General features: G+C 50.6%; 22 protein-coding genes. 10 read left to right on the top strand and 12 right to left on the bottom strand.

All coding sequences use genetic code 11. From position 1 onward, the window contains the following. Positions 1–103 precede the first annotated feature (103 nt). The 4 genes from hisD (M979_RS04925) to M979_RS04910 all read right to left on the bottom strand — a co-directional run bounded on the left by hisD (M979_RS04925) (position 104) and on the right by M979_RS04910 (position 4,788). Positions 104–1,411: a histidinol dehydrogenase gene (gene hisD, locus M979_RS04925; RefSeq protein ID WP_064553963.1), complete on the bottom strand. Its 1,308-nt coding sequence runs from the start codon at positions 1,409–1,411 to the stop codon at positions 104–106. A gap of 3 nt (positions 1,412–1,414) precedes the next feature. Next, the gene (locus M979_RS04920) at positions 1,415–2,554 is read right to left on the bottom strand and encodes a nuclear transport factor 2 family protein (protein WP_034455906.1); all 1,140 of its coding nucleotides are present in this window, start codon (positions 2,552–2,554) and stop codon (positions 1,415–1,417) included. 195 nt (positions 2,555–2,749) lie between these two features. Next, complete coding sequence (locus tag M979_RS04915) at positions 2,750–3,721, bottom strand: nuclear transport factor 2 family protein (RefSeq protein WP_034455907.1); 972 nt, start codon at positions 3,719–3,721, stop codon at positions 2,750–2,752. Then, positions 3,718–4,788: a LacI family DNA-binding transcriptional regulator gene (locus M979_RS04910; protein ID WP_064553969.1), complete on the bottom strand. Its 1,071-nt coding sequence runs from the start codon at positions 4,786–4,788 to the stop codon at positions 3,718–3,720. The genes M979_RS04915 and M979_RS04910 overlap by 4 nt, the downstream gene beginning before the upstream one ends. A gap of 284 nt (positions 4,789–5,072) precedes the next feature. Here M979_RS04910 and M979_RS04905 point away from each other — a divergent pair, with 284 nt between their 5' ends. From M979_RS04905 to M979_RS04880, 6 genes are all read left to right on the top strand, one after another. Next, positions 5,073–6,323, top strand: coding sequence for an MFS transporter (locus M979_RS04905; RefSeq protein WP_064553962.1), 1,251 nt, complete (start codon positions 5,073–5,075; stop codon positions 6,321–6,323). Positions 6,324–6,411: 88 nt separating this feature from the next. Next, positions 6,412–7,743 (top strand): histidinol dehydrogenase, encoded by a 1,332-nt coding sequence (gene hisD, locus M979_RS04900; protein ID WP_064553961.1) that lies wholly within the window; start codon positions 6,412–6,414, stop codon positions 7,741–7,743. Beyond that, the gene (locus M979_RS04895; RefSeq protein ID WP_245164653.1) at positions 7,743–8,510 is read left to right on the top strand and encodes an SDR family NAD(P)-dependent oxidoreductase; all 768 of its coding nucleotides are present in this window, start codon (positions 7,743–7,745) and stop codon (positions 8,508–8,510) included. Before hisD (M979_RS04900) ends, M979_RS04895 begins: the two co-directional genes overlap by 1 nt. Next, positions 8,507–9,238 carry an alpha/beta fold hydrolase gene (locus M979_RS04890; RefSeq protein ID WP_064553960.1) on the top strand — a complete coding sequence of 244 codons (732 nt, stop codon included), beginning with the start codon at positions 8,507–8,509 and terminating at the stop codon, positions 9,236–9,238. The genes M979_RS04895 and M979_RS04890 overlap by 4 nt, the downstream gene beginning before the upstream one ends. Continuing rightward, on the top strand, positions 9,235–10,026 hold the full coding sequence (locus M979_RS04885) for an HpcH/HpaI aldolase family protein (RefSeq protein WP_064553959.1): 792 nt from the start codon (positions 9,235–9,237) through the stop codon (positions 10,024–10,026). Before M979_RS04890 ends, M979_RS04885 begins: the two co-directional genes overlap by 4 nt. A 10-nt stretch (positions 10,027–10,036) precedes the next feature. Beyond that, positions 10,037–11,203 (top strand): cupin domain-containing protein, encoded by a 1,167-nt coding sequence (locus M979_RS04880; protein WP_064553958.1) that lies wholly within the window; start codon positions 10,037–10,039, stop codon positions 11,201–11,203. A gap of 59 nt (positions 11,204–11,262) precedes the next feature. Here the strand turns inward: M979_RS04880 and M979_RS04875 are convergent, their stop codons facing one another. Continuing rightward, positions 11,263–11,469, bottom strand: a complete 207-nt coding sequence (locus M979_RS04875) for a hypothetical protein (protein WP_064553957.1) — start codon at positions 11,467–11,469, stop codon at positions 11,263–11,265. Positions 11,470–11,753: 284 nt separating this feature from the next. Between M979_RS04875 and ynhH the strand changes: the two genes are divergently transcribed. The 3 genes from ynhH to M979_RS04865 all read left to right on the top strand — a co-directional run bounded on the left by ynhH (position 11,754) and on the right by M979_RS04865 (position 14,030). Next, a complete protein-coding gene (gene ynhH, locus M979_RS23995) occupies positions 11,754–12,077 on the top strand; it encodes a protein YnhH (RefSeq protein WP_425338126.1) in 324 nt (107 codons plus the stop codon). Continuing rightward, positions 12,074–13,486 carry a pyruvate kinase PykF gene (gene pykF, locus M979_RS04870; RefSeq protein ID WP_034455914.1) on the top strand — a complete coding sequence of 471 codons (1,413 nt, stop codon included), beginning with the start codon at positions 12,074–12,076 and terminating at the stop codon, positions 13,484–13,486. Before ynhH ends, pykF begins: the two co-directional genes overlap by 4 nt. Positions 13,487–13,793: 307 nt before the next feature. Further along, on the top strand, positions 13,794–14,030 hold the full coding sequence (locus tag M979_RS04865) for a major outer membrane lipoprotein (protein WP_034455915.1): 237 nt from the start codon (positions 13,794–13,796) through the stop codon (positions 14,028–14,030). Between the two features lie 75 nt (positions 14,031–14,105). Here M979_RS04865 and ldtE read toward each other — a convergent pair whose 3' ends face one another. From ldtE to sufA, 7 genes are all read right to left on the bottom strand, one after another. Then, positions 14,106–15,155: a L,D-transpeptidase LdtE gene (gene ldtE, locus M979_RS04860; protein WP_064553956.1), complete on the bottom strand. Its 1,050-nt coding sequence runs from the start codon at positions 15,153–15,155 to the stop codon at positions 14,106–14,108. Between the two features lie 100 nt (positions 15,156–15,255). Then, on the bottom strand, positions 15,256–15,672 hold the full coding sequence (sufE, locus tag M979_RS04855; protein WP_034455917.1) for a cysteine desulfuration protein SufE: 417 nt from the start codon (positions 15,670–15,672) through the stop codon (positions 15,256–15,258). 13 nt (positions 15,673–15,685) lie between these two features. After that, positions 15,686–16,906, bottom strand: coding sequence for a cysteine desulfurase SufS (gene sufS / locus M979_RS04850; protein ID WP_064553955.1), 1,221 nt, complete (start codon positions 16,904–16,906; stop codon positions 15,686–15,688). Then, entirely contained in the window at positions 16,903–18,183 is a 1,281-nt protein-coding gene (gene sufD, locus M979_RS04845) for a Fe-S cluster assembly protein SufD (RefSeq protein ID WP_064553954.1), read from the bottom strand. The genes sufS and sufD overlap by 4 nt, the downstream gene beginning before the upstream one ends. Then, positions 18,158–18,904 carry a Fe-S cluster assembly ATPase SufC gene (gene sufC / locus M979_RS04840; RefSeq protein WP_034455921.1) on the bottom strand — a complete coding sequence of 249 codons (747 nt, stop codon included), beginning with the start codon at positions 18,902–18,904 and terminating at the stop codon, positions 18,158–18,160. The genes sufD and sufC overlap by 26 nt, the downstream gene beginning before the upstream one ends. Before the next feature lie 16 nt (positions 18,905–18,920). Continuing rightward, positions 18,921–20,405, bottom strand: a complete 1,485-nt coding sequence (sufB, locus tag M979_RS04835) for a Fe-S cluster assembly protein SufB (protein ID WP_034455922.1) — start codon at positions 20,403–20,405, stop codon at positions 18,921–18,923. Between the two features lie 8 nt (positions 20,406–20,413). Continuing rightward, a complete protein-coding gene (sufA, locus tag M979_RS04830; protein ID WP_034455923.1) occupies positions 20,414–20,782 on the bottom strand; it encodes a Fe-S cluster assembly scaffold SufA in 369 nt (122 codons plus the stop codon). Positions 20,783–21,218: 436 nt separating this feature from the next. On the opposite strand from sufA, the gene M979_RS04825 reads away from it, so the two are divergent. Beyond that, on the top strand, positions 21,219–21,506 hold the full coding sequence (locus M979_RS04825) for a hypothetical protein (protein ID WP_064553953.1): 288 nt from the start codon (positions 21,219–21,221) through the stop codon (positions 21,504–21,506). Positions 21,507–21,517 lie beyond the last annotated feature (11 nt).

The raw sequence follows: 21,517 nt of genomic DNA, 5'->3' as shown, positions 1-21,517 counted from the left end.
GTAGTTAAGAAATAACCTAATCAAGAGAATAAACATTAATAAAATTAATGTTGAAGATTTTTCAAGTGGATTGCTGCAATACTGTTCAGCTGTGAATAAATAATTAATCACGATCCCCATTTGTTATCGCGTCAACACTGTCGGGCAACAAACGAATTTCTGCCGCACGACGGTGAGCCTGCATCCCTTCGGTGCGGCTTTGACGCACTGCGGGTTGCGCCACAGCAGCAATGCCGTGGTCGTCGATCCACTGATGGGTACAAATCTTCACGTAAGCACCAACCCACAATCCCCCGGTGTAGCGGGCTGCGGCCATCGTCGGTAACGTGTGGTTTGTACCGCAGCATTTGTCAGAGAACACGACGCTGGCGTTTTGCCCAATAAACAACGAGCCGTAATTACGGATTTTGCTGGCCGTCGCATGAGGATCACGGGTATGCACCTGTAAATGCTCAGTTGCCATATGGTCTGCCCACTCAATAAGCTGCGCTTCGTCACGGCACAAAACAATCTCCCCCTGCCGCTTCCACGCCTCACCCGCTGTAGCAGCGGTTGGTAAATTCAATAACTGGCGTTCAATTTCTGCCAGTGTTTCGTGTGCAATTTGTGGGCTGGTTGTTGCCATGCCAACGCGCGTATGGACATCATGCTCGGCCTGAGCCAAAAGGTCTGCTGCGAGAATTCTCGGGTCGGCGCTCTCATCAGCAATGACATATATTTCACTCGGCCCGGCCAACGCATCAATGCCGACTTTACCGAATACCTGGCGCTTGGCCTCATTCACGAATGCGTTACCAGGCCCCACAACTTTATCGACCACCGGGATAGATTCCGTTCCCCATGCCATTGCGGCAATCGCCTGTGCGCCACCCACTTTGAAGATGCGATGCGCTCCCGCAAGATGGCAAATGGCGATCATCGCCGAATGCGCACCCGGTGGCAGACAAGCAATAATTTCGTCGCAACCCGCCACCACCGCGGGAACAATCGACATAACCGGTGCAGATAGAATCGGGTAGCGCCCGCCTGGAACATAACAGCCCACGGTTTGAATCGGAATAATACGGTGCCCCAGATGCACGCCCGGCAGTGTTTCAACGTCCAGGGGTTGCATCGTTGCCAGCTGCGCCTGCGCAAAACGCTTCACTTGTGCAATAGCAAACTCGCTGTCTTTACGCGTTTGCGGGTCGAGGTCTGCCAACGCTCGGGCAATTTCCTTTTCCGACACTTCAAAAGTATCCGGTGTTGTTTTATCAAACTTTGCCGAGTAGTCGCGCAGCGCGGCATCACCGCGCTCACGCACCTGGTCAATAATGTTCTGCACCGTCTCGGTCAGCGTGCGGTCAGCCTGCACGTCCTGCCCCTGCGGACGTTTAATAAACTCAACATCAGCCTCAGAAATCTTGCCCATTTCTTATTCCTCCATTTGACCCAGTTTAATTTGCGCCAGCAGAGCCAGATGATCGTAGACCACCCACTCATCGACAATTTTGCCGTTTACAATGTGGTAGTGGGACATGCCCATCACGAACAGGCGCTCACCGGTTGGTTTGCCCAACTCGCCATAACCCAGGTGGTGCCCCTCCATGATCCAGCGTACCGCCACTTTGGTGCCGCCTTCTTCGCAAGGGTTAGAACAGATATGCTGCGGCATCCATGCACCGTCCGGGATCATGCCAATCAGCGCCAATGTCTGGTGAATCACTGCGGCCTGGCCATACAACTCTTTCATCAGCGGGCCATGCCACTGCACATTAGGTGCATAGACATCTTTGATTTTTCCCAGCATACGGCGATTGTAGATTTCGTGTAGCCAACGCAGGCATTGCTCTTCGGTATCGGTATGAGCGATAGAAACATCGCATTCCATTTCTGGTGGATATTGCCCCACCATGCGGCGGTTCTCACCGATGTCGGTGACGCGGAAGCCTTTATCAAATTGCTCTTTAGCCATACCGTAGGCGACGGCGTCAGTGTCCAGACCGAGCTGGCGCATCATCGACATGTTGTCGCTGACCACCCACTCACGATAGATCTTGTTTTCGTGGATCATGCAGTCGGCGACGGTACGGGTGACAAAAGTGCGGTTAGTTGGCTTACCAAGGTGGCTGTACTGAGTGTGGCGACCAGAGCCTGTTACCAGATGCGAGGTATAAAATCCTTCGACATCATTTCCGTTCCAGATAACCTGCGTAGCCATGCCGCGACGTTCCGGGAAAGCAACCAGGCGTTGCAATGTATCCTGAACTACCTGCTCACGGTTATACATGGTGCCAAGCGCATTATATAAAACGCAGTTGTGGGTATAGTGGGAATATATTAATCCGACGTCTCGTTCATCCCATATTTTATGGGTACAGCGCACGATATAATCGACAATATCGGTATAACAATCATCAAAGCCTCTTAATGACTGAGCTCGCGGGCGTTTTTCCGGGACAAGGTCGACAAAGTCACGGCGTTCCACTTGTAATACCTGTTCATCACGCGTGGCTTTCGCATTGCTTTTTTCCGACGTTACCGGTGTTTTATTGGTTGTTTCAGTTGAAGACATATGACCTCCTGCGTTATATGAATGCGCTGTTATTTTTCTCAGCGCACATTATTCAGGGATAGGAATACCCCTCACCTGCAAATGGCGATAATCGTTTATCCAAGATTTAAGCAATAGAAACACCTGATAAATTAATTACCATAATCAGATGTTTTATTTTAGGGGGAATATACCCCTGTCATTAATTTAACGGAATTAATTCAGGATCTGTGACCAGATAGCTAATTCATCGACGCCAAGATATTCACGAATAATTAAACCATCGCGTAATTCCAGCTGGCTAATTCCGGTAATAGAAACCGGACGGCGCGTCGGCATGCCAAACTTCCCATAGCCATCATGCCAGGTTAATAGCGACCAACGCAGCGATAAACGTACCGGTTCGTTAGCATCACGGCGCACTACAAGGTGATGCAAATGCGTTTCGCTGTCAGCGAACGAGGCTCGATAACCGGAAAGAAAACCACCAATATCTTGTTCACCGGTTCGTAAGACATGCCCCGGCCCATGCAACGTGGCTGCGGGGTGATAAAGCCCCGGCACCACACCGCTGTTACCGCCTGCCCACATCGACAAATAGCGCTCGACCAGCCCAGCCAACGGGCCATCGACATCATCGCCTTCCGGGCCACCCGCCCAGCGAGCGTCCATCTCTTCAGCTGAAATATTTTCAAGGCCCGCTTCACGGCGCGAGTGTGCCAGCTGTTGGGCAAAATCACGCACATCCATCCCAATTTGAGAAACGATGGCGGCCCTATCCTGCAATAACCACTCCTGACGCACCGCCCCTTCGGAGCAAACGCGATCGGCCCAGGTACGGACCCAAATTGATTTGCCACACGGTTTGCCAAAGAACCCCTCGCCCTGGTGCTGAATGCAGGCCAGAGTACGTTGTGCGGCGTAGTACTCAAATTGAGGCGTATGAGAGCAGAGAATATCTTCGGTTAGCACTGTGCGCTGCGGGAAACTGTGCATCGCTTCAAGTGTCAGACGCATGAATTGCGAGAGGTCTGTGAGCTGTTTTTCCGGCGTATGGAACACCACGGGCGTGGCGTAAAAATCTGCCAGTTGGCCGATGTCTTTTTGCTCCCATACCACATGAGTCAGGGTCAGAATAAATTGCTGTATTGAATCAAACTGGGGACTAAAGCCCGGCAACCTGGTCATTCAACCTCCTGCGGCTGGAATAAACACAGCCCGTCTTTTTCGATAACGCCAAACTGTGGACGCCTTGCGGAATGGCGAACCACCAGCACCCCGGGCACAACCACCTGCTCCGGCTCAATGTTTTCACTTTCAATCTGTTTCATCAGTAGCCCTATGGTGGCACTTACCATCGCTTCGACAGGTTGCGAGGCTGAAGTCAACGCATAGGACGGCCAACCGGAAGGACCTGTATCGTCATAGCCAATCACTGAGAGATCCTCAGGAATGCGCAGGCCAAATTCGTAACGCGCGATATCCATGATCATCAGCGCCATATGGTCGTTGGCGGCAAAAATAGCATCCGGCGGTTGCGGCGAGGAAAAGAGTTGCCCGGCGGCCTGGGCCGTTTTCTGCGCATCGTAATCGCCCTGCACCACGCGAATATCTTTCACGCCATGGCTTTGCAACGCGGTAATAAAACCTTTTTGTCTTGCGAGGTTTGCCGAAGAATCTGCAAGCCCGGCGACATAAGCAAAACGCTGATGCTGCCCGGCGAGCAAGAACTCAGCAATGTTGCGCGCAGCTGCTTCGTTATCGGTGTTCACGCTCGAGGCGGTTGCATTTTCCTCACTGCGATTGAACAGCACGACCGGAATACCGGCCGCAACACACTCCTCTGAAAGCTCGACCGACAGCGACACCGAGGCCAGAACGATGCCATCAACGCGATACTGCATGATCTGGTCAAAAATCCGGTCGACATTGCCGTCACGATCGCCAACGAAAAGCAGCAAATGGTAGTTCAGTTCATCGAGTTTTTGCGCCAGCGTTTCAAGCACCTGCGGGTAAAACTGGTTATCGAAATAGGACATCACCACCCCGACGATCCGTGATCGAGCCGTGTTTAGCGAACGGGCAATAGCGTTTGGCCGATAACCCAGCTCACGTGCAGCCTTCAGCACTTTTTCACGCGTCGCCGGTGAAATACTCGCCCCCGGAGTGAACGTTCGCGATACCGCCGATTGCGACACTCCCGCTATCTGCGCCACCTGCTGCGAAGTCACGGGTCCAAAAGTCTTACGTTTCATGGTCTGGTATTCCTTATCCACATCCCTGCTGGAAAGCCTGTTTTTTATACTTACACCATCTTTGCATGCGTATGCAACAGACAAAATTATTTTTTTCACATTTACATAATCATCCTTTACAAAATTGAAACCTTTTCGTAACTTCAATTTTTGAATACGTATGCACAAAAGAAAAATCACACCGTCAATTTTTACCGGTGACGCGAAGTCGCGACGAAGAATTGCACCGGTTAATGCCGTACTTGATTGGTTATAACCCATTCATCTTTAAGAGGTTCACCACCATGTTTCGTGCACTATTTAATCGATCCGAAGTCAGACTGTTTTTTGCCATCAGCGTGCTGTTTTTCATTTGCATCCACAGCATTGACGCCTTCCTGGCACCGATGTTAATCAGCGAGGGGATGCAACCTGAAATAGTGGGCATGATTATGGGCGCCAGTGGATTAGCGACGTTGTTTGTGCGCTTCCCGATTGGCATTTTGTCCGACGTAGTAAAGAGCCGAAAAATCTTTATCCAGTTCAGCCTGCTGCTTCCGCTGATCACCTGGCCGATTGCTTATCTGGAACCTAATGCCACCACGCTCTACCTGGCAAAAGCCGCCGATGGTTTTACTGCCGCCACATGGGTTCTCTATAACATCTTGTTTATTCGTTATTTTGATAAGAAAGATGCGCCTGCTGCGGTAGCATTATTAGCGCTAGCAGGGCCGCTTGGCGTATTTCTCGGTAACTGCATCGGTGGCGTGTTGATTCACTTTTTTGACAAAAATATCGGCTATTTTGTCTCCAGTGTTTCAGCGCTGTTGGCGCTAATTCTGACGTTTCGTATTAAAGAAGTTCACGATGCCGCTCGTGCTCCCACTTTGAAAGCCTGCATAAATAGCGCAAAACGCCAGTTGGCAGACCGGTCCGTGTGGTTTATCGGCCTGTTAGCAACCATTGTGATTCTGGTGCCTTTCGCCACCCGCGATACGTTGACCCCCATCTACGCCCAGCAGCTCGGCGCAAAAGCCGGGATCCTTACGCTGCTCAGTAACGTGCATCTGATTTTCTATGCGCTAGCCATCGCGCTTTGTAGTTCGGTGTTTTACAAACGCCTCGGCCTGGTGAAGACCGCCGTTATCGGCATTATTCTGCAAGTGGTTTCCAGTATTGGCATTCCGTTCACCAGCAATATGTACTTAATTTACATATTCCAGGCGATTGCTGGTTTCTCATTTGGGATGGCTTTTGCAGTATTTATGTCTCTGAGCGTGGTGAATACCGTCGAGGATGAGCAGTCCACGCGTATGGGATTATTCCAGACGATTTATTCTGTCGGCATGTTTATAGGCCCGGTGGCAATGGGCTTGATGTTGCAACACATTAATTTATCGTCCGGTTATCTGATGATTGGCGCGCTGAGTGTAATTGCAGCCTTCCTGACCCCCATGGCGGCGCGAAGTGTATATCAACGCCAGTCAAAAGCCGCGATTAAGAGTCTGCAACAACTCTCTACCGCACAGGCTCGGGGTTATGCCAATAAACTTTAGTATGTAATACCTGATTTAATTCTGATTTACCGTTTCACCCAAATTACTGGGCGGGATTGTCACGCATAAAACAGGAAAGGAACGCATCATGGCGCAATATTTAAAAACCAGTAAGTCTTTATCAGAACGTCAACAAGCGAATAAACAAACCAGTATTATTGTCGAAAATATACTGGCAGATATCGAACAACGCGGTAACGAAGCTATTCGTGAATTATCTATTAAGTTCGATAATTATGACCGCCAGGATTACCGTTTATCACAGCAGGAAATTAATGCCTGCATCAAACAATTAAGTCGCCAGGATATTAAAGACATTGAGTTTGCCCAGCAGCAGGTTTTCAATTTTGCCACGGCTCAGAAATCTTGCCTTATCGATCTCGAAATTGAAACTCGCCCCGGCGTTATTCTCGGTCACAAGAATATCCCGATTAATGCAGTCGGCTGTTACGTTCCCGGAGGGAAATATCCGCTATTAGCTTCCGCGCATATGTCGATCATTACCGCCAACGTTGCGGGCTGCTCGCGCATTATTAGTTGTGCCCCGCCTTTCCATGGTCGCCCTGCTCCAGCGATTGTGGCTGCACAGGCAATGGCTGGGGCAACTGAAATTTATGCTTTAGGCGGCATTCAGGCGATTGGTGCCATGGCGCTGGGCACTGACACTATCGCACCGGTCGATATGCTGGTTGGCCCAGGTAACGCATTTGTTGCTGAGGCTAAACGTCAACTGTTTGGCCGAGTGGGGATTGACCTGTTTGCTGGCCCGACGGAAACACTGATTATTGCCGACGAAACGGTGGATGCTGAAATGTGCGCCACCGATTTATTAGGCCAGGCCGAACACGGCGTGACGACGCCCGCCATTTTGCTGACCAATTCCCTGAAACTAGCGCAAGAAACAATGCGTGAAGTCGAGCGCCTGTTGACGCAATTGCCTACCGCTGAGATTGCCCGCCAGGCGTGGCGAGATTATGGAGAGGTGATCGTCTGCGAAAGTTACGAAGAGATGCTGCAGGAAGCTGACCGTATCGCCTCCGAACATGTGCAGGTTATGACTGCACGCGACGACTGGTTCCTCGCCAATATGACTAACTTTGGCGCACTGTTCCTCGGCCCGCGCACCAATGTCGCATACGGTGACAAAGTCATCGGCACTAACCACACGTTGCCAACGCAAAAAGCCGCGCGCTATACCGGCGGGCTGTGGGTTGGGAAATTCATGAAAACCTGTACCTGGCAAAAAGTACTGAGCGACGAGGCATCGACAGAAATTGGCAGCTACTGCTCACGCCTTTGCCAGTTGGAAGGTTTTTCTGGCCATGCTGAGCAGGCCAATATTCGTGTGCGCCGCTACGGTAAACAAGATGTGCCTTACGCAGGTGCGGTTCCTGCGGTAGATAGCGAGAAGGCTTCGTGATGATGGCCCTCCCTCGTCCCCCGGAGTTTCGCCTCGATAACCGCCGTGCACTGGTCACCGGCGGTTCCCGTGGTATTGGTTTTGCGGCAGCCATTGCACTGGCTCACGCCGGGGCTGAAGTGTGGATCATCGCCCGCCAGCAATCGCAACTTGAGGAGGCGGTCAAAAGTGCTGCAACAGAAAACCTGCACCTTAATAGCGTAGTGCTGGATATTACCGACACACGGCAAGTTGCCGAAACGCTGGCAACGCTCCCGGATTTCGACATTCTGGTGAACAGTGCCGGGCTTGCCCGTCACGAACCTTTTCTTGAAGTCAGCGAAGATAATTACGATGCGGTCATGGCGCTAAATCTGCGAGCAACATTCTTTATCAGCCAGCAGGTTGCACGCCGCATGAAAAGGCAGCAAATCTCCGGCTCGATTATTCATATTTCTTCGCAAATGGGCCATGTCGGTGGCCCCGATCGCAGCGTCTATTGTGCGTCGAAGTTCGCACTTGAAGGCTTGACCAAAACGATGGCGCTGGAGCTTGGCGGCTCGGGTATTCGCGTCAACACGCTTTGCCCAACATTTATTGCCACTGAGTTGTCACGTAAAAATCTGGCCGATCCCACGTTCAGTCGATACGTGCTGGATAACATCAAGCTGAAACGGTTGGGGACGCTGGAGGATGTTATGGGGCCAGTGGTTTTTCTCGCCTCGCCTGCTGCGGCGCTGATCACAGGCTCATCATTAATGGTTGATGGGGGATGGACGGCAACATGAATACACTCCCGTTACTGGAAAACCACCACGCGCCGTTGATTTTACTCGGCGGAACGCTGTGCAATGCCCGGCTGTGGCAGCCGTTGGTCGAGCAACTAAATGTCAGCCATGTTAGCTGCGTGACCATCAGTGGTGCCGACTGTGCAAATGCAGTAGCAAGCCAGTTGCTTGAGGTGTTGCCAGCGCGTTTTTGCCTGGTTGGATTCTCCCTGGGCGCAATGGTCGCGCTGCAAATGGTGGCGCTGGCACCAGAACGCATCGCTGGTCTTACTCTGCTATCGGTCAATCCACTGTGCGATCTGCCGGAAAATGCGCCCGTGCGGCGAGCCGCTGTTGCGCAAGCGGCTCGCGCCGGTTTGGCCCGCTGGTTAACCGAGAACCTTTGGGTGAAATATGTTGCCCCACATCGGCTTGATGAAGCGGCCCTGTACAACACCATCATCCAAATGGCCAAAGAGACCGGCATCGACACTTTCGCCCAGCAAACTGAAATCGCCATTTCCCGCACCGATCGCCGCAGCGCACTGGCAGCGTTTCGCTCGCCAACGCTGATACTGAACGGCGCTTATGACGTGATTTGTACCCCACAGCATCACCAGGCTGTTGCCGAAGCTGCGCCTTATGCACGCTGGATAACCCTTCCCGACAGCGGCCATTTTATCCCCCTTGAAGCACCACAGCTGGCGGCAATCGCCATGCGTAACTGGATACAGGAGTCAAAAGCATGAGAAAAAATCCGCTAAAAGCCGCCTTTCGCGAGCAGCAACCGATTATCAACGGCTGGCTGGCCATTCCCTCCGGTTACAGCGCCGAAATAGCCGGGCATCAGGGCTACGACTCGGTCACTGTCGATATGCAGCACGGCATGATTGATTTCGCGAGCGCGCTGTCAATGCTCCAGGCCATTTCCGCCACCCCCGCCACGCCGCTGGCACGGGTTAACACCAATGATCCTGCACAAATTATGCGCCTGCTTGATGCCGGAGCCTGGGGAATTATTTGCCCGATGATCTCAACGGCTGGGCAAGCTCAGCAGTTTGTTTCTGCTTGTCGTTACCCACCGCTCGGTAACCGCTCTTTTGGCCCGGCACGCGCGCTACTTTACGGCGGAAAAGATTATCCACAGTACGCCAATGAAGAGATTCTGACGCTGGCGATGATTGAGACTCGCGAGGGGCTGGATAACCTGGATGCCATTCTCGATACCAACGGGCTGGACGGCGTATTTATCGGTCCGAACGATCTTTCGTTAACGCTTACTGGCAGTGCGAGTGCCGAGTCCCAACACCCCGAGATGCTAGCGGCAGTCGAGCGAGTACTGGATCGCTGCCGGGCGCACAACAAACTTGCCGGAATTTTTTGTACTTCCGGGCAAGCCGCAGCGAATCGCCTGGCTCAGGGTTTTCATTTCGTGACTCCCGCCAACGACGTTATGCAGCTTGGCAGTGCAGCACGCACTGCCATCGCTGCCGCTCGCGGCGAAACTGCACCTGCCACTGGCACATCTGGATATTAATGGAGAAAATATGCAAAACATCACTCTGACACAAGAAGAAGCACAGCGCCGTCTGGTGCGCCCGGAAGATCGCGTTTCCTGTAGTGTTGCTTTTATCGACTGCAAACTACCGGGTTCGCATCTCAAGCAAAACTATTCCTTTATTGGTCCTGGCGTGACGCAGTCGGCCTCTCAAGTAGTCAATATTCCAGAGCCACACGGTTTTAATATTGGCGCCGCCGCAATGCCTAAAGGGGTGACCAATAATCTGCATCTGCATTTCACCGCCGAAGTGTTTCTGATACATGAAGGGAGCTGGCGTTTTCGCTGGGGTGCAAATGGCGAGCATGAAGCCGAATTCAGCGCTCCGGCGATTTTGTCGATCCCGACCTGGATTTTCCGTGGGTTTACTAACGTCAGCCCAACCGATACCTGCGGCATGGTGTTTACCGTACTGGGAGGGAATAACACCGGTGGCATTATCTGGCACCCATCGATTCTCGATGCGGCTCGCGAATATGGGATGTATTTGAGCCGGGATAATATGCTCATTGACCTTGAAGCTGGAGGCACTTTACCCGGTGAGAACGATCTGCTGCAGCCGCTGGGCACGGAACATATTGCCGCATTGCGCGATTATTCCGTTGAAGAAATGAGCCAACGCGCTGTAACAGGCGAACAGCGTCAGTGGTCGGAAAATGCCCTGCTCGACGCCATCTTACCCGGGCATGGCGGCGAACTGGCGCCGGTCATTGGTTATGGCATATCGCAGGATCGTCATAACGAACCTCCGATTCTTAACCCGCATGGTTTTTCGGTGGAATGGATCCGTATTCAGAACGAAAAACGTGTCGGCCTGCACTGCTGTCCGGATGTTCAGGTGTTAATGGTGTTCAAAGGTACATTAGAAGTGACATGGAATCGCCCAGGAGAAGAAGTCACTATAGTGGCGAAAGAGGGATCGGTGATTTCTGTGCCTGGCGGCAGCTGGCGCCAGTATCGAGCGCTTAATGGCACGATGGAAGCAACGCTGACCACTCAGGGCGATCATCGTAAAAAATTATATTGGGATGCAGGCATTATTGAACAGGCGCTGGAATGGGATCGCTGTCTCGATCCCGATGGCTATGTGGCGACGGCAGGTATATTGCCAGCAACGGCACGCCGGGTGGGAGAGAAAGTCGCTCGCGCACTTTAGGCGGGATTCTCTCCCTTTTGCCGAGGAGAAAAAGACAGTAACAACGCCCGCGTGACGGCTTACTTCTGAGCGGTTACGCGGCTTGCCAATACCGAAAGATTGTTATCTGGATACGGACTTTCCAAATCAAAATCCCATTCATGCGCCGCACATACCCCTGCTCTTTCACCGTGATTCTCACATTCAGCTATCCGCTTCGCCGGAGCAGTCGCGCAAGCTGCGATGAAAGCCACCACAATAAAACCAGGAATCAAAAACTTAATCATTGAAAAATTCTTCACGAAAATAGAAACATAGAGCAGGAGTGATTTTCAAACTTACCCGGAATAAAGAGTGCGCACCATGCCTGAACCGATACACAAACTCAGTCTTACTCGCGTTAATATCAGACAAAAACAGTATATTCTGCAAATAAATTTTAATAAATCACTAAAATTTGAATTTTTAACCAAATAACGAAAAATGCTTTTGTTTCGTTGCCCAAAGATTCCTGTTAATCTGCCTTATCTTTTATTTCCACCACTCATCTCATTAATAGATCTTTAACGCATTGATAACACTTCGCTGTATTTATGCGCACTCCGAATTTGAAACAGCGTTTTTAATTCCTTTCACAGGAAGTTGTCTCTATAATAGGCGAGGTCTTGACTTGAATGGTTTCAGCGCATTGAACTGTCTTAATACACTAGAAAACAATCAATATCCCCGGCAGGCTGAACCGCAAGCACACTTTCCTCTGCACGCTTTATTTCTGTCACCTATCCTTACCGGGTGGCACATGAACAATATCAGCTTTAGTTTGCGCTCCGGCGCCCGTATCTACCGGAACCGAATTTCCACAATCCTTCTCAACTTACAGATAAGACTGTCATGAAAAAGACTAAAATTGTTTGCACCATCGGTCCAAAAACCGAATCCGAAGAAATGCTGAGCAAAATGCTTGATGCTGGCATGAACGTAATGCGTCTGAACTTCTCCCACGGTGACTACGAAGAGCACGGTCAGCGTATCAAGAACCTGCGCAACGTGATGGAAAAGTCTGGTAAGAAAGCAGCAATCTTGCTGGACACCAAAGGCCCTGAAATCCGCACAATCAAACTGGAAGGCGGCAACGACGTTTCCCTGAAAGCGGGTCAGACCTTTACTTTCACCACTGACAAAACTGTTGTGGGTAACAGCGATATCGTTGCTGTAACTTACGAAGGTTTCACCAGCGACCTGAGCGTGGGCAACACTGTACTGGTAGACGATGGTCTGATCGGTATGGAAGTGACTGCAATCGAAGGCAAAAATGTTGTTTGTAAAGTACTGAACAACGGCGACCTGGGCGAAAACAAAGGCGTTAACCTGCCAGGCGTTTCCATCGCTCTGCCAGCACTGGCTGAAAAAGACAAGCAAGACCTGGTCTTCGGTTGTGAGCAAGGCGTTGATTTCGTTGCTGCGTCCTTTATCCGTAAACGTTCTGACGTTGTTGAAATCCGCGAGCACTTAAAAGCTCATGGCGGCGAAAACATCCAGATCATCTCCAAAATCGAAAACCAGGAAGGCCTGAACAACTTCGACGAAATCCTCGAAGCTTCTGACGGCATCATGGTTGCTCGTGGTGACCTGGGCGTTGAAATCCCGGTTGAAGAAGTTATCTTCGCTCAGAAGATGATGATCGAGAAATGTGTTCGCGCACGTAAAGTTGTTATCACTGCAACTCAGATGCTCGACTCCATGATCAAAAACCCACGCCCTACTCGCGCAGAAGCGGGTGACGTTGCTAACGCCATCATCGACGGCACCGACGCAGTCATGCTGTCTGGTGAGTCAGCTAAAGGTAAATACCCACTGGAAGCTGTGACCATCATGGCAACCATCTGTGAGCGTACTGACCGCGTGATGACCAGCCGTCTGGATAACAATCAAGACAGCCGTAAACTGCGTATCACTGAAGCAGTTTGCCGTGGTGCAGTTGAAACTGCAGAAAAACTGGACGCTCCAGTTGTTGTTGTTGCGACTCAAGGCGGTAAATCTGCTAAAGCTGTGCGCAAATACTTCCCTAACGCAACTATCCTGGCTCTGACCACCAACGAAGTCACTGCTCGCCAGTTAGTTCTGAGCAAAGGCGTTGTTCCTCAGCTGGTTAAAGAAATCGCATCTACTGATGATTTCTACCGTCTGGGTAAAGAAGTTGCGCTGGAAAGCGGTCTGGCTCGTAAAGGCGATATCGTAGTGATGGTTTCTGGTGCTCTGGTACCAAGTGGCACCACCAATACTGCATCTGTTCACGTACTGTAAATTTCCTGTGAACGAATAATTTGCTTAAAAAGCGCCTGCGGGCGCTTTTTTTATTCGGTTAAATAGACAATTCGCATTAAAAAGCAAATCGGCCTGCTCTATTTAAGTCGCAATTTAGTAAGATGAATCCGATTAAAATCCTCTGTTTTTTCTATTTTTTTTAGATTTTAGCCCCGGTTCGGTGTTTCTTTGAGCGAACGATCAAATTTAAGTGCATTCCCATCAAAAATTTATTCTCAAGATAAAAAAGTTTGTGTAATACTTGTAACGCTACATGGAGATTAACTCAATCTAGAGGGTATTAATAATGAATCGTACTAAACTGGTACTGGGCGCGGTAATCCTGGCTTCTACTATGCTGGCAGGTTGTTCTTCTAACGCTAAAATTGATCAACTGTCTTCTGACGTTCAGACTCTGAACGCTAAAGTTGATCAGCTGAGCAACGACGTGAACGCAATGCGTTCTGACGTTCAAGCTGCTAAAGACGACGCAGCACGCGCTAACCAGCGTCTGGACAACCAAGCTCACTCTTACCGTAAGTAAGAGTACTTGTATTAAAATGGCGCACATTGTGCGCCATTTTTTTTGCCTTAAATTCCTGCAGCTCGAAATACCGCACTAATTCATCACCACGCTACTTTGCCCACTTATGACACTTGCACCACTACTTGTTACTGGCACACTACCTGTTGTCGTCCTGACGCTCTGTATAGGCGTAATATTCACCGGTTGCGACGGTACACCCTGCGGCGCATTTACCAGCACCGGGTAACCCGCTCGCCGTGAGATGGCACTGTCGACCTGCGCCTTGTCGCTCATAGGGCTGTCGATAAACGAACCGAATGAGGCTGAAATTGCAATCGGCACAGTCTGCGGGTTTTCCCAATCGTTGCGCGACAAAGGCTGATGCACTTCCACAAAGCGCCTGCCATCAGGCTCAATGCTATATTTCACCGGTTCGTTGATGATTTGCACCCGAGTGCCCCAGGCAACCTGGCTAAATAACGCTTTGATATCTGGCGCCCTCATACGCATACAACCCGAACTCACGCGCAAACCGATACTGTTACGCGCGTTGGTACCATGAATCAGGTATTCACCACCGCCCTGCTCGAGGCGCAAAGCATATCGCCCCAGAGGGTTATTGGGACCCGCAGGCACCACGGCAGGCAGCGTAATACCCTGGGCCGCTGAACGCGCACGAATGTTAGCAGTTGGTGTCCAGGTTGGATTTGGGATCTTTTGGCTGATACGGGTTACCATCACGGGGGTTTCACGCCCCAGTTGGCCAATCCCCAATGGATAAACCTCAACGCGATTCTGACCTGGCGGATAGTAATACAGCCGTAACTCAGCAAGATTAATGACAATTCCCTCACGTGGCGTATCCGGTAGGATCATTTGTGACGGAATAGTTATCTCGCTGCCCGGTTTTGGCAGGAATGGGTCGACAGTGTTATTCGCCTCAAGCAGTAGTAGCACGCCGGTATTATATTTCGCCGCGACTGCCTCAAGGTTTTTACCGTCATTAGGGACAATATAAGTTTGATTCTCACCGATTATCCGACTGCCCGGTGGTGGGAGTAAATAATCGACAGCCCACGCCGACTGGCTTGCTGCCAGAGCGCTAATTAAAAATAATGTTATTTGAGAGAACGCGCGTTTCATACTGAATTCCTGTATTCACCGGCTGAATGCCGGAATGCTGAAAGCCATGCGAGGCAATGAAATTACCTCGCGTTAACAGGATGAAAGCTGTTCTTTGAGTTTAGCTAAGATTGGCGGCTTTGGTACGAATAGCGCGGATCATTGCTTCAAGCCCTTGCGAACGCGAAGGGGTAAGGTGTTGAGCCAGTTCAAGTTTCTCAAACCAGGGGCGCACATCAAACGCGACAATATCCTGTGCAGTCATCTTTTGGTAGAGAATAAATACGATAGCAATCAGCCCTTTGACAATCGCAGCGTCGCTATCCCCTTCAAGCGTAATGACACCATCGGGCTGTTGATGGATCACAATCCATACCTGACTCTGACAGCCCTGAATAATGTTTTCTGCTTTATGCTCAGCTTGCGATAACTCCGGGAGACGCGCGCCCAGCTCAATGATATAGAGATATTTCTCTTCCCAGTTGCTGCACCGACTAAAGTTTTTCAGCAGTTTTTCTTTATCTGGCAATGTAGCCATGGCTTGCTCCCTGTTAGCCCAAAAGGCGATGAATCCGCTGTAAACCAGCCACCAGACGATCCACCTCTTCTTCAGTGTTGTATATAGCAAATGAAGCGCGGCACATCGCCGGGACCTTATAGAACGCCATCAGCGGCATCGCACAATGGTGCCCGGTGCGCACCGCTATGCCGTAATTATCAAGGAAGCTTCCCACGTCATAGGCATGATGTTTACCGAGATTAAAGGCGATTACCCCAAGACGATGTTCAGGGCCGTAGATTGTCAAATCGGGAACCGCTTGTAATGCCTGCTGCGCATAGCGCATCAGAGAGCGCTCATACTCGCTCACCTCGGCAAGATTGAGGCTCTCTATGTAGCGTAGAGCGGCCCCCAGCCCGATAATCCCGGCGGTGTTTGGTGTGCCCGCCTCAAAACGCCATGGGGATGCGGCATAAGTGGTGCCTTCTGTCAGGCTAACGCTGGCAATCATCGACCCACCGCCTTCCCACGGCGGCATGTTTTGCAGGATTTCTTCTCGCGCATACAGCACGCCAATCCCCGTCGGCCCGTAAATTTTGTGGCCTGAGAAAAGATAGAAATCGCACTCCATCGCCTGCACGTCAATGGCATGGTGCATTATGGCCTGCGCGCCATCCACCAGCACTTTTACACCAGCCTGATGAGCGGTAGCGATCATCTCACGAACAGGGTTTTCAGTTCCGAGCACGTTCGAAACCTGAGTAATAGCCAGCAATTTTGTGCGTTCATCAATTAGCGTTGGAAAAACATCCAGCTGCAACGTGCCATCCTGATTCAGTGGAATCACGCGCAGCGTCGCACCCATTTGTTCGCAGAGCATTTGCCATGGCACGATATTGGCGTGGTGCTCCATTGCGGAAATAATGATGTTGTCACCAGCATGGATATTGGCGCGCCCCCAACTGTTAGCCACCAGATTGATCCCTTCGGTGGTGCCGCGAACAAAGACAATTTCTTCGGGCGTGCGTGCATTAATAAAACGTGAAACCTGGTTGCGCACATTCTCCATAAGCTGCGTGGCTTCGGCACTCAATGTGTGAATACCGCGATGCACCGCCGCATAACCATGGCTGTAAAAATTCAGCTCGGCGTCAATCACCGCCTGCGGCTTTTGCGCACTGGCGGCACTGTCTAAATAAACCAGCGGTTGCCCATTCACTTCCCGGTTTAAAATCGGGAAATCAGCACGCACCCGTTCTATGGAAAAACTCATGCATCGCCCCCTGCAAAGCGCTGGCCGATTCGTGCCAGAACTTGCTGTTTTAATGCCTCGTCACGAATGCTTTCCGTAAGCTCTGCGGCAAAGGCAAAGATAATCATCTGAAGTGCGGCCTGTTCTTTAATTCCACGTGAGCGCAGGTAGAACATCTGCTCGTCATCGATACGACCAATGGTGGCACCATGGCTACATTTCACATCGTCGGCATAAATTTCCAGCTGCGGCTTGGTATCCACCTCCGCCAGTCGCCCCAATAGCAGGTTATTGTTGGTCATCTGCCCATCGGTTTTAATCGCGTGCTGCGCCACTTTGATCATGCCGTTAAACACTGCGCGGCCTTTATCACGCACAATCGTTTTATGTAACTGACGGCTGTTGCAGTAGCCCTTGTTATGTTCAAGCCACGTGCGGGTGTCACACACTTCGTTATTGATTGGCAGCGCGAGGCTGTTCATACGTAGTTGGGTATTCTCGCCATTTAATTGGGTACTGGTGTTGTGGCGTAATACCGCGGCTCCCAGCAAGAAGCTGCTGCTTTCAACCGTCGCGTCCTGACCAATGATTAAATCATTATGGGCAAAGTGGTAACTCTGAGCATTTTCAAAAGCCAATTTGTCATGATGGAACTGGCTGTTTGCACCAATCTCCGCCGTAAAGCGTGCACCAGTAAAATGGGCATACTCATCAAGGCTGACGTAGTGCTCAACCACGGTCGCTTTTGCGCCGTCGCCGAGAGATAAATGGTGGCGATAATGCGCAGTGTTCATTTCACCTTGCGGGCTTCCACGGCTGATATGCATCAGCAACAATGCTTTGGCGGGGCTATGGTTACGAGCCACATGAATATGCGTCACCGTTTGTGCAAGGCTTTCCGTAAGATGCAGAAACACTTCGCCCTGCACCGCCGCAGGCAAAGACTCGCGGTTTTCATCAACGCTCACGTCAAAACCACTGTTGGTCAGATCGTCGCTTAATTCGCGGCTGTAGCGTCCATCAACAAATACCAGACGCCACGCATCCATCGATAACGCCAGCGCGTCTCGCTGGATCTCCGTCAATGCTTCGGGCACAGGCAATACAAACTGGTTATTCAACAACCCTTCCAGCGGCGTGTATTTCCAGTTTTCATGTTTGCGCGTCGGTAGCCCCAGGCGCAGCATTTGCTGCATATGCTCCTGAGCTTCTTTGCTACGTTTTTCGCCCTGTGTTTCAAACAGGTGGTGCCACTGTTGCAGGGCGTTGCCGTTACTGCTGTTCGGTAAGCCAGCCATAACCCTGCTCCTCCAGTTGTTTCACCAGACTAAAATCACCCGATTTCACAATTTTGCCCTGATACAACACATGAACAAAATCAGGCTTGATGTAGTCAAGAATACGCTGGTAGTGCGTGACGATAATGAACGAACGGTTGCCATCGCGCAGGGAATTCACCCCTTCGGCAACGATCTTCAGCGCATCGATGTCCAGCCCGGAGTCGGATTCATCAAGAATGCATAGATCAGGCTCAAGCACTGCCATCTGCAATATGTCGTTACGTTTCTTCTCACCGCCGGAGAAACCGACGTTGACTGAACGTGCCAGCAAATCTTCCGGCATTTTCAGCAATTTGATCTTCTCTTCCATCAAGTCCTGGAAATCAAAACGGTCAAGTTCTTCGAGTCCGCGATATTCACGCACCGCATTGAGCGCGGTTTGCAGGAAAAATTGATTACTGACACCGGGAATTTCTACCGGGTACTGGAACGCCATAAAGATACCTTCACCCGCACGATCTTCAGGCGACAATTCCAACAGGTCTTTGCCTTTAAAATGGACTTCACCACCAGTGACTTCATAGTCGTCGCGCCCGGCAAGCGTTGCGGAAAGCGTACTTTTCCCGGAACCGTTTGGCCCCATAATGGCGTGCACTTCGCCCGGTTTCACTTCAAGGCTTAAACCGCGCAGGATCTCTTTATCCTCAACGCTTACCTGTAGATCTTTAATGCTCAGCATAATTTTCCCTTAATTCTTATCCGACGCTGTGTTCAAGGCTGATTGCTAATAGTTTTTGTGCTTCCACCGCGAATTCGAGCGGCAATTCCGAGAACACGTCTTTACAGAACCCGTTGACGATCATTGAAATCGCGTCATCCTGGGCTATCCCGCGTTGCAGGCAATAGAACAACTGGTCTTCACCGATGCGCGATGTCGTCGCTTCGTGCTCAAGCTGGGCGGTGTTGTTGCGGCATTCCACATACGGGAAGGTGTGCGCGCCACTGTCCGGGCCGATAAGCATCGAGTCACACTGTGTGAAGTTACGAGCGTTAGTCGCCGTCGGCATAATTTTGACGAGGCCGCGATAGCTGTTCTGGCTGTGTCCGGCCGAGATCCCTTTGGAGATAATGGTCGAGCGCGTGTTTTTACCGATGTGAATCATTTTGGTGCCGGTATCCGCCTGCTGATTGCCCGCCGTCAGCGCCACTGAGAAGAACTCACCAATGGAGTTATCACCGCGCAGAATCACACTTGGATATTTCCAGGTGATCGCTGAACCGGTTTCCGACTGCGTCCAGGACATTTTGCTGTTCGCCCCTTCACATAGCGCACGCTTGGTCACGAAGTTGAGAATGCCACCGGTGTTGCCATCGCCCGGGAACCAGTTTTGCACCGTGGAATATTTCACTTCGGCATCTTTATGAATGATGACTTCCACGACTGCAGCGTGCAGCTGGTAGCTGTCGCGCACCGGCGCCGAACACCCTTCGATATAGCTCACGTAGCTGCCTTCATCCGCCACCAAAATTGTGCGTTCGAACTGGCCGGTTTTCTCCGCATTAATACGGAAATAGGTCGACAGTTCCATTGGGCAGCGCACGCCTTTTGGTACATAAATAAACGTGCCGTCAGAGGCGACAGCCGCATTCAGCGCAGCAAAGAAGTTGTCGTTGCTCGGAACCACCGTGCCGAGATATTTTTGCACCAGCTCAGGGAATTCATGAATCGCCTCGCCAAACGAGCAGAAAATAATCCCCTGCTCAGAGAGTTTTTCACGATAAGTCGTCGCCACTGATACGGAGTCAAAAATCGCATCCATGGCAATATTCGAGCCTTCGCGCACCGGAACACCGAGCTGTTTAAATGCCTCTTCGACTTCGCCAGTCAGATAGGCGTTGCTACCAGGTTGCTGGACAGCGCCGGGTTGCGATTCGCAATTGTCATCGCAACTGCCGCAAGACGGAGCCGAGTAGTAGCTGTAATCCTGATAGTTCAGCTTGTCGTAATGGGCCTTCAACCAGTGCGGCTCTTCCATTTCAATCCAGGCACGATAGGCACTCAGGCGAAACTCCAGCATCCACTCTGGCTCATTACGCCGCGCAGAGATTGCCCGCACCACATCTTCGTTGATGCCATGCGCCATTTCGTCGGTTTTCAACTGAGTGAAAAAGCCTTCTTTATAAGAATGACTGCCCGCCCAGGTTTGCACTTCTTCAGACGTTTCAGTGTTACGTGACATAATCCCGCCTACACCCCAAAGCTTTCACCACAGCCGCATTCGTGCTGTGCTTTCGGGTTGTTAAATTTGAATATTTCGTTTAATCCTTCGCGCACATAATCGACTTCCGTTCCGTCGATAAACGGCATCGCTGAAATTGGCACCCACAGTTTTGCGCCGTCTGTTTCAAAAAGGAGGTCGTCAGGTTTAGGCTCTTTTACGGTATCGAGTACATAGCCGAAGCCCGCGCAGCCGGTCTGTTTAATGCCCAAACGCACACCAAGGAAGCCAGGCTGTTGGCTTGCCAGTTTGCGAATATGTGCGCTCGCATCAGGGGTTAACGTCAGTCCCTTCCAGGCAAATTCACTGGGATCGAAGCTATCGGTTTGCACATCCATAGTTCACCTCTTTATGTTTTGCCGCCCAAAAGCCAACACCCTATGTTAATGATAACAATTATCAATACAACATCCTGATAACAGGGGTATTCACGAAATGCTGCTTTTTTGGGCGTCTTTACTAAGGATAGACCCTGCTGAAACTCTTGCAGATGACGAAAAGAGCTATTTAAGATACTGAAATAAGGAGGGTTTGACTGTATAGAAATAGCTTAGGTGATAGAAATTAAAAGATGTATAGAGAATACCGATTTATGCGATTGATATGGGAAAAACTGAAAAATATTGATTTACAGATACCTCAAGACTTCTAACCCTTTATGTTTGTTACCGTACAAAGCGTTTACCTTCGATGCAAAACTATAGGGTCGGAATTAAGTTTTCCGTTTGGGTGGTCGATAACTTCTTTACTCCCCCTTCTATAAAGGAAAGCTAAATGTTAGGACTATATGGTGGTGCAACAGGCTTAGTTATTGAATTGGCTGCAAAGAAAGCTATTGAAGCTTTTAGTAAAAAGTCGACAGATGCTACCCAAACTTCAGCGCAACTGACTGATGAAGCTCAAAAGGTTGAAATACAATCCTTAGTTTTACAATCTCAGGCAAAAGTACAGCAAGAGCTTTCAATAGCCAGAAGGATCCTCGCAGCAGAAGAGGTTGAAATTGAAGAGTTCTACGATGGGTCTGCTTCAGCCGATTTAGGCGCGAAGGCCTCTACTGACTAGTCCTGATATAC

It is taken from the genome of Buttiauxella noackiae ATCC 51607 (assembly GCF_001654865.1).
GTDB classification, from domain to species: Bacteria; Pseudomonadota; Gammaproteobacteria; order Enterobacterales; family Enterobacteriaceae; genus Buttiauxella; species Buttiauxella noackiae.
This window is presented reverse-complemented; position numbering and strand designations above follow the sequence as displayed.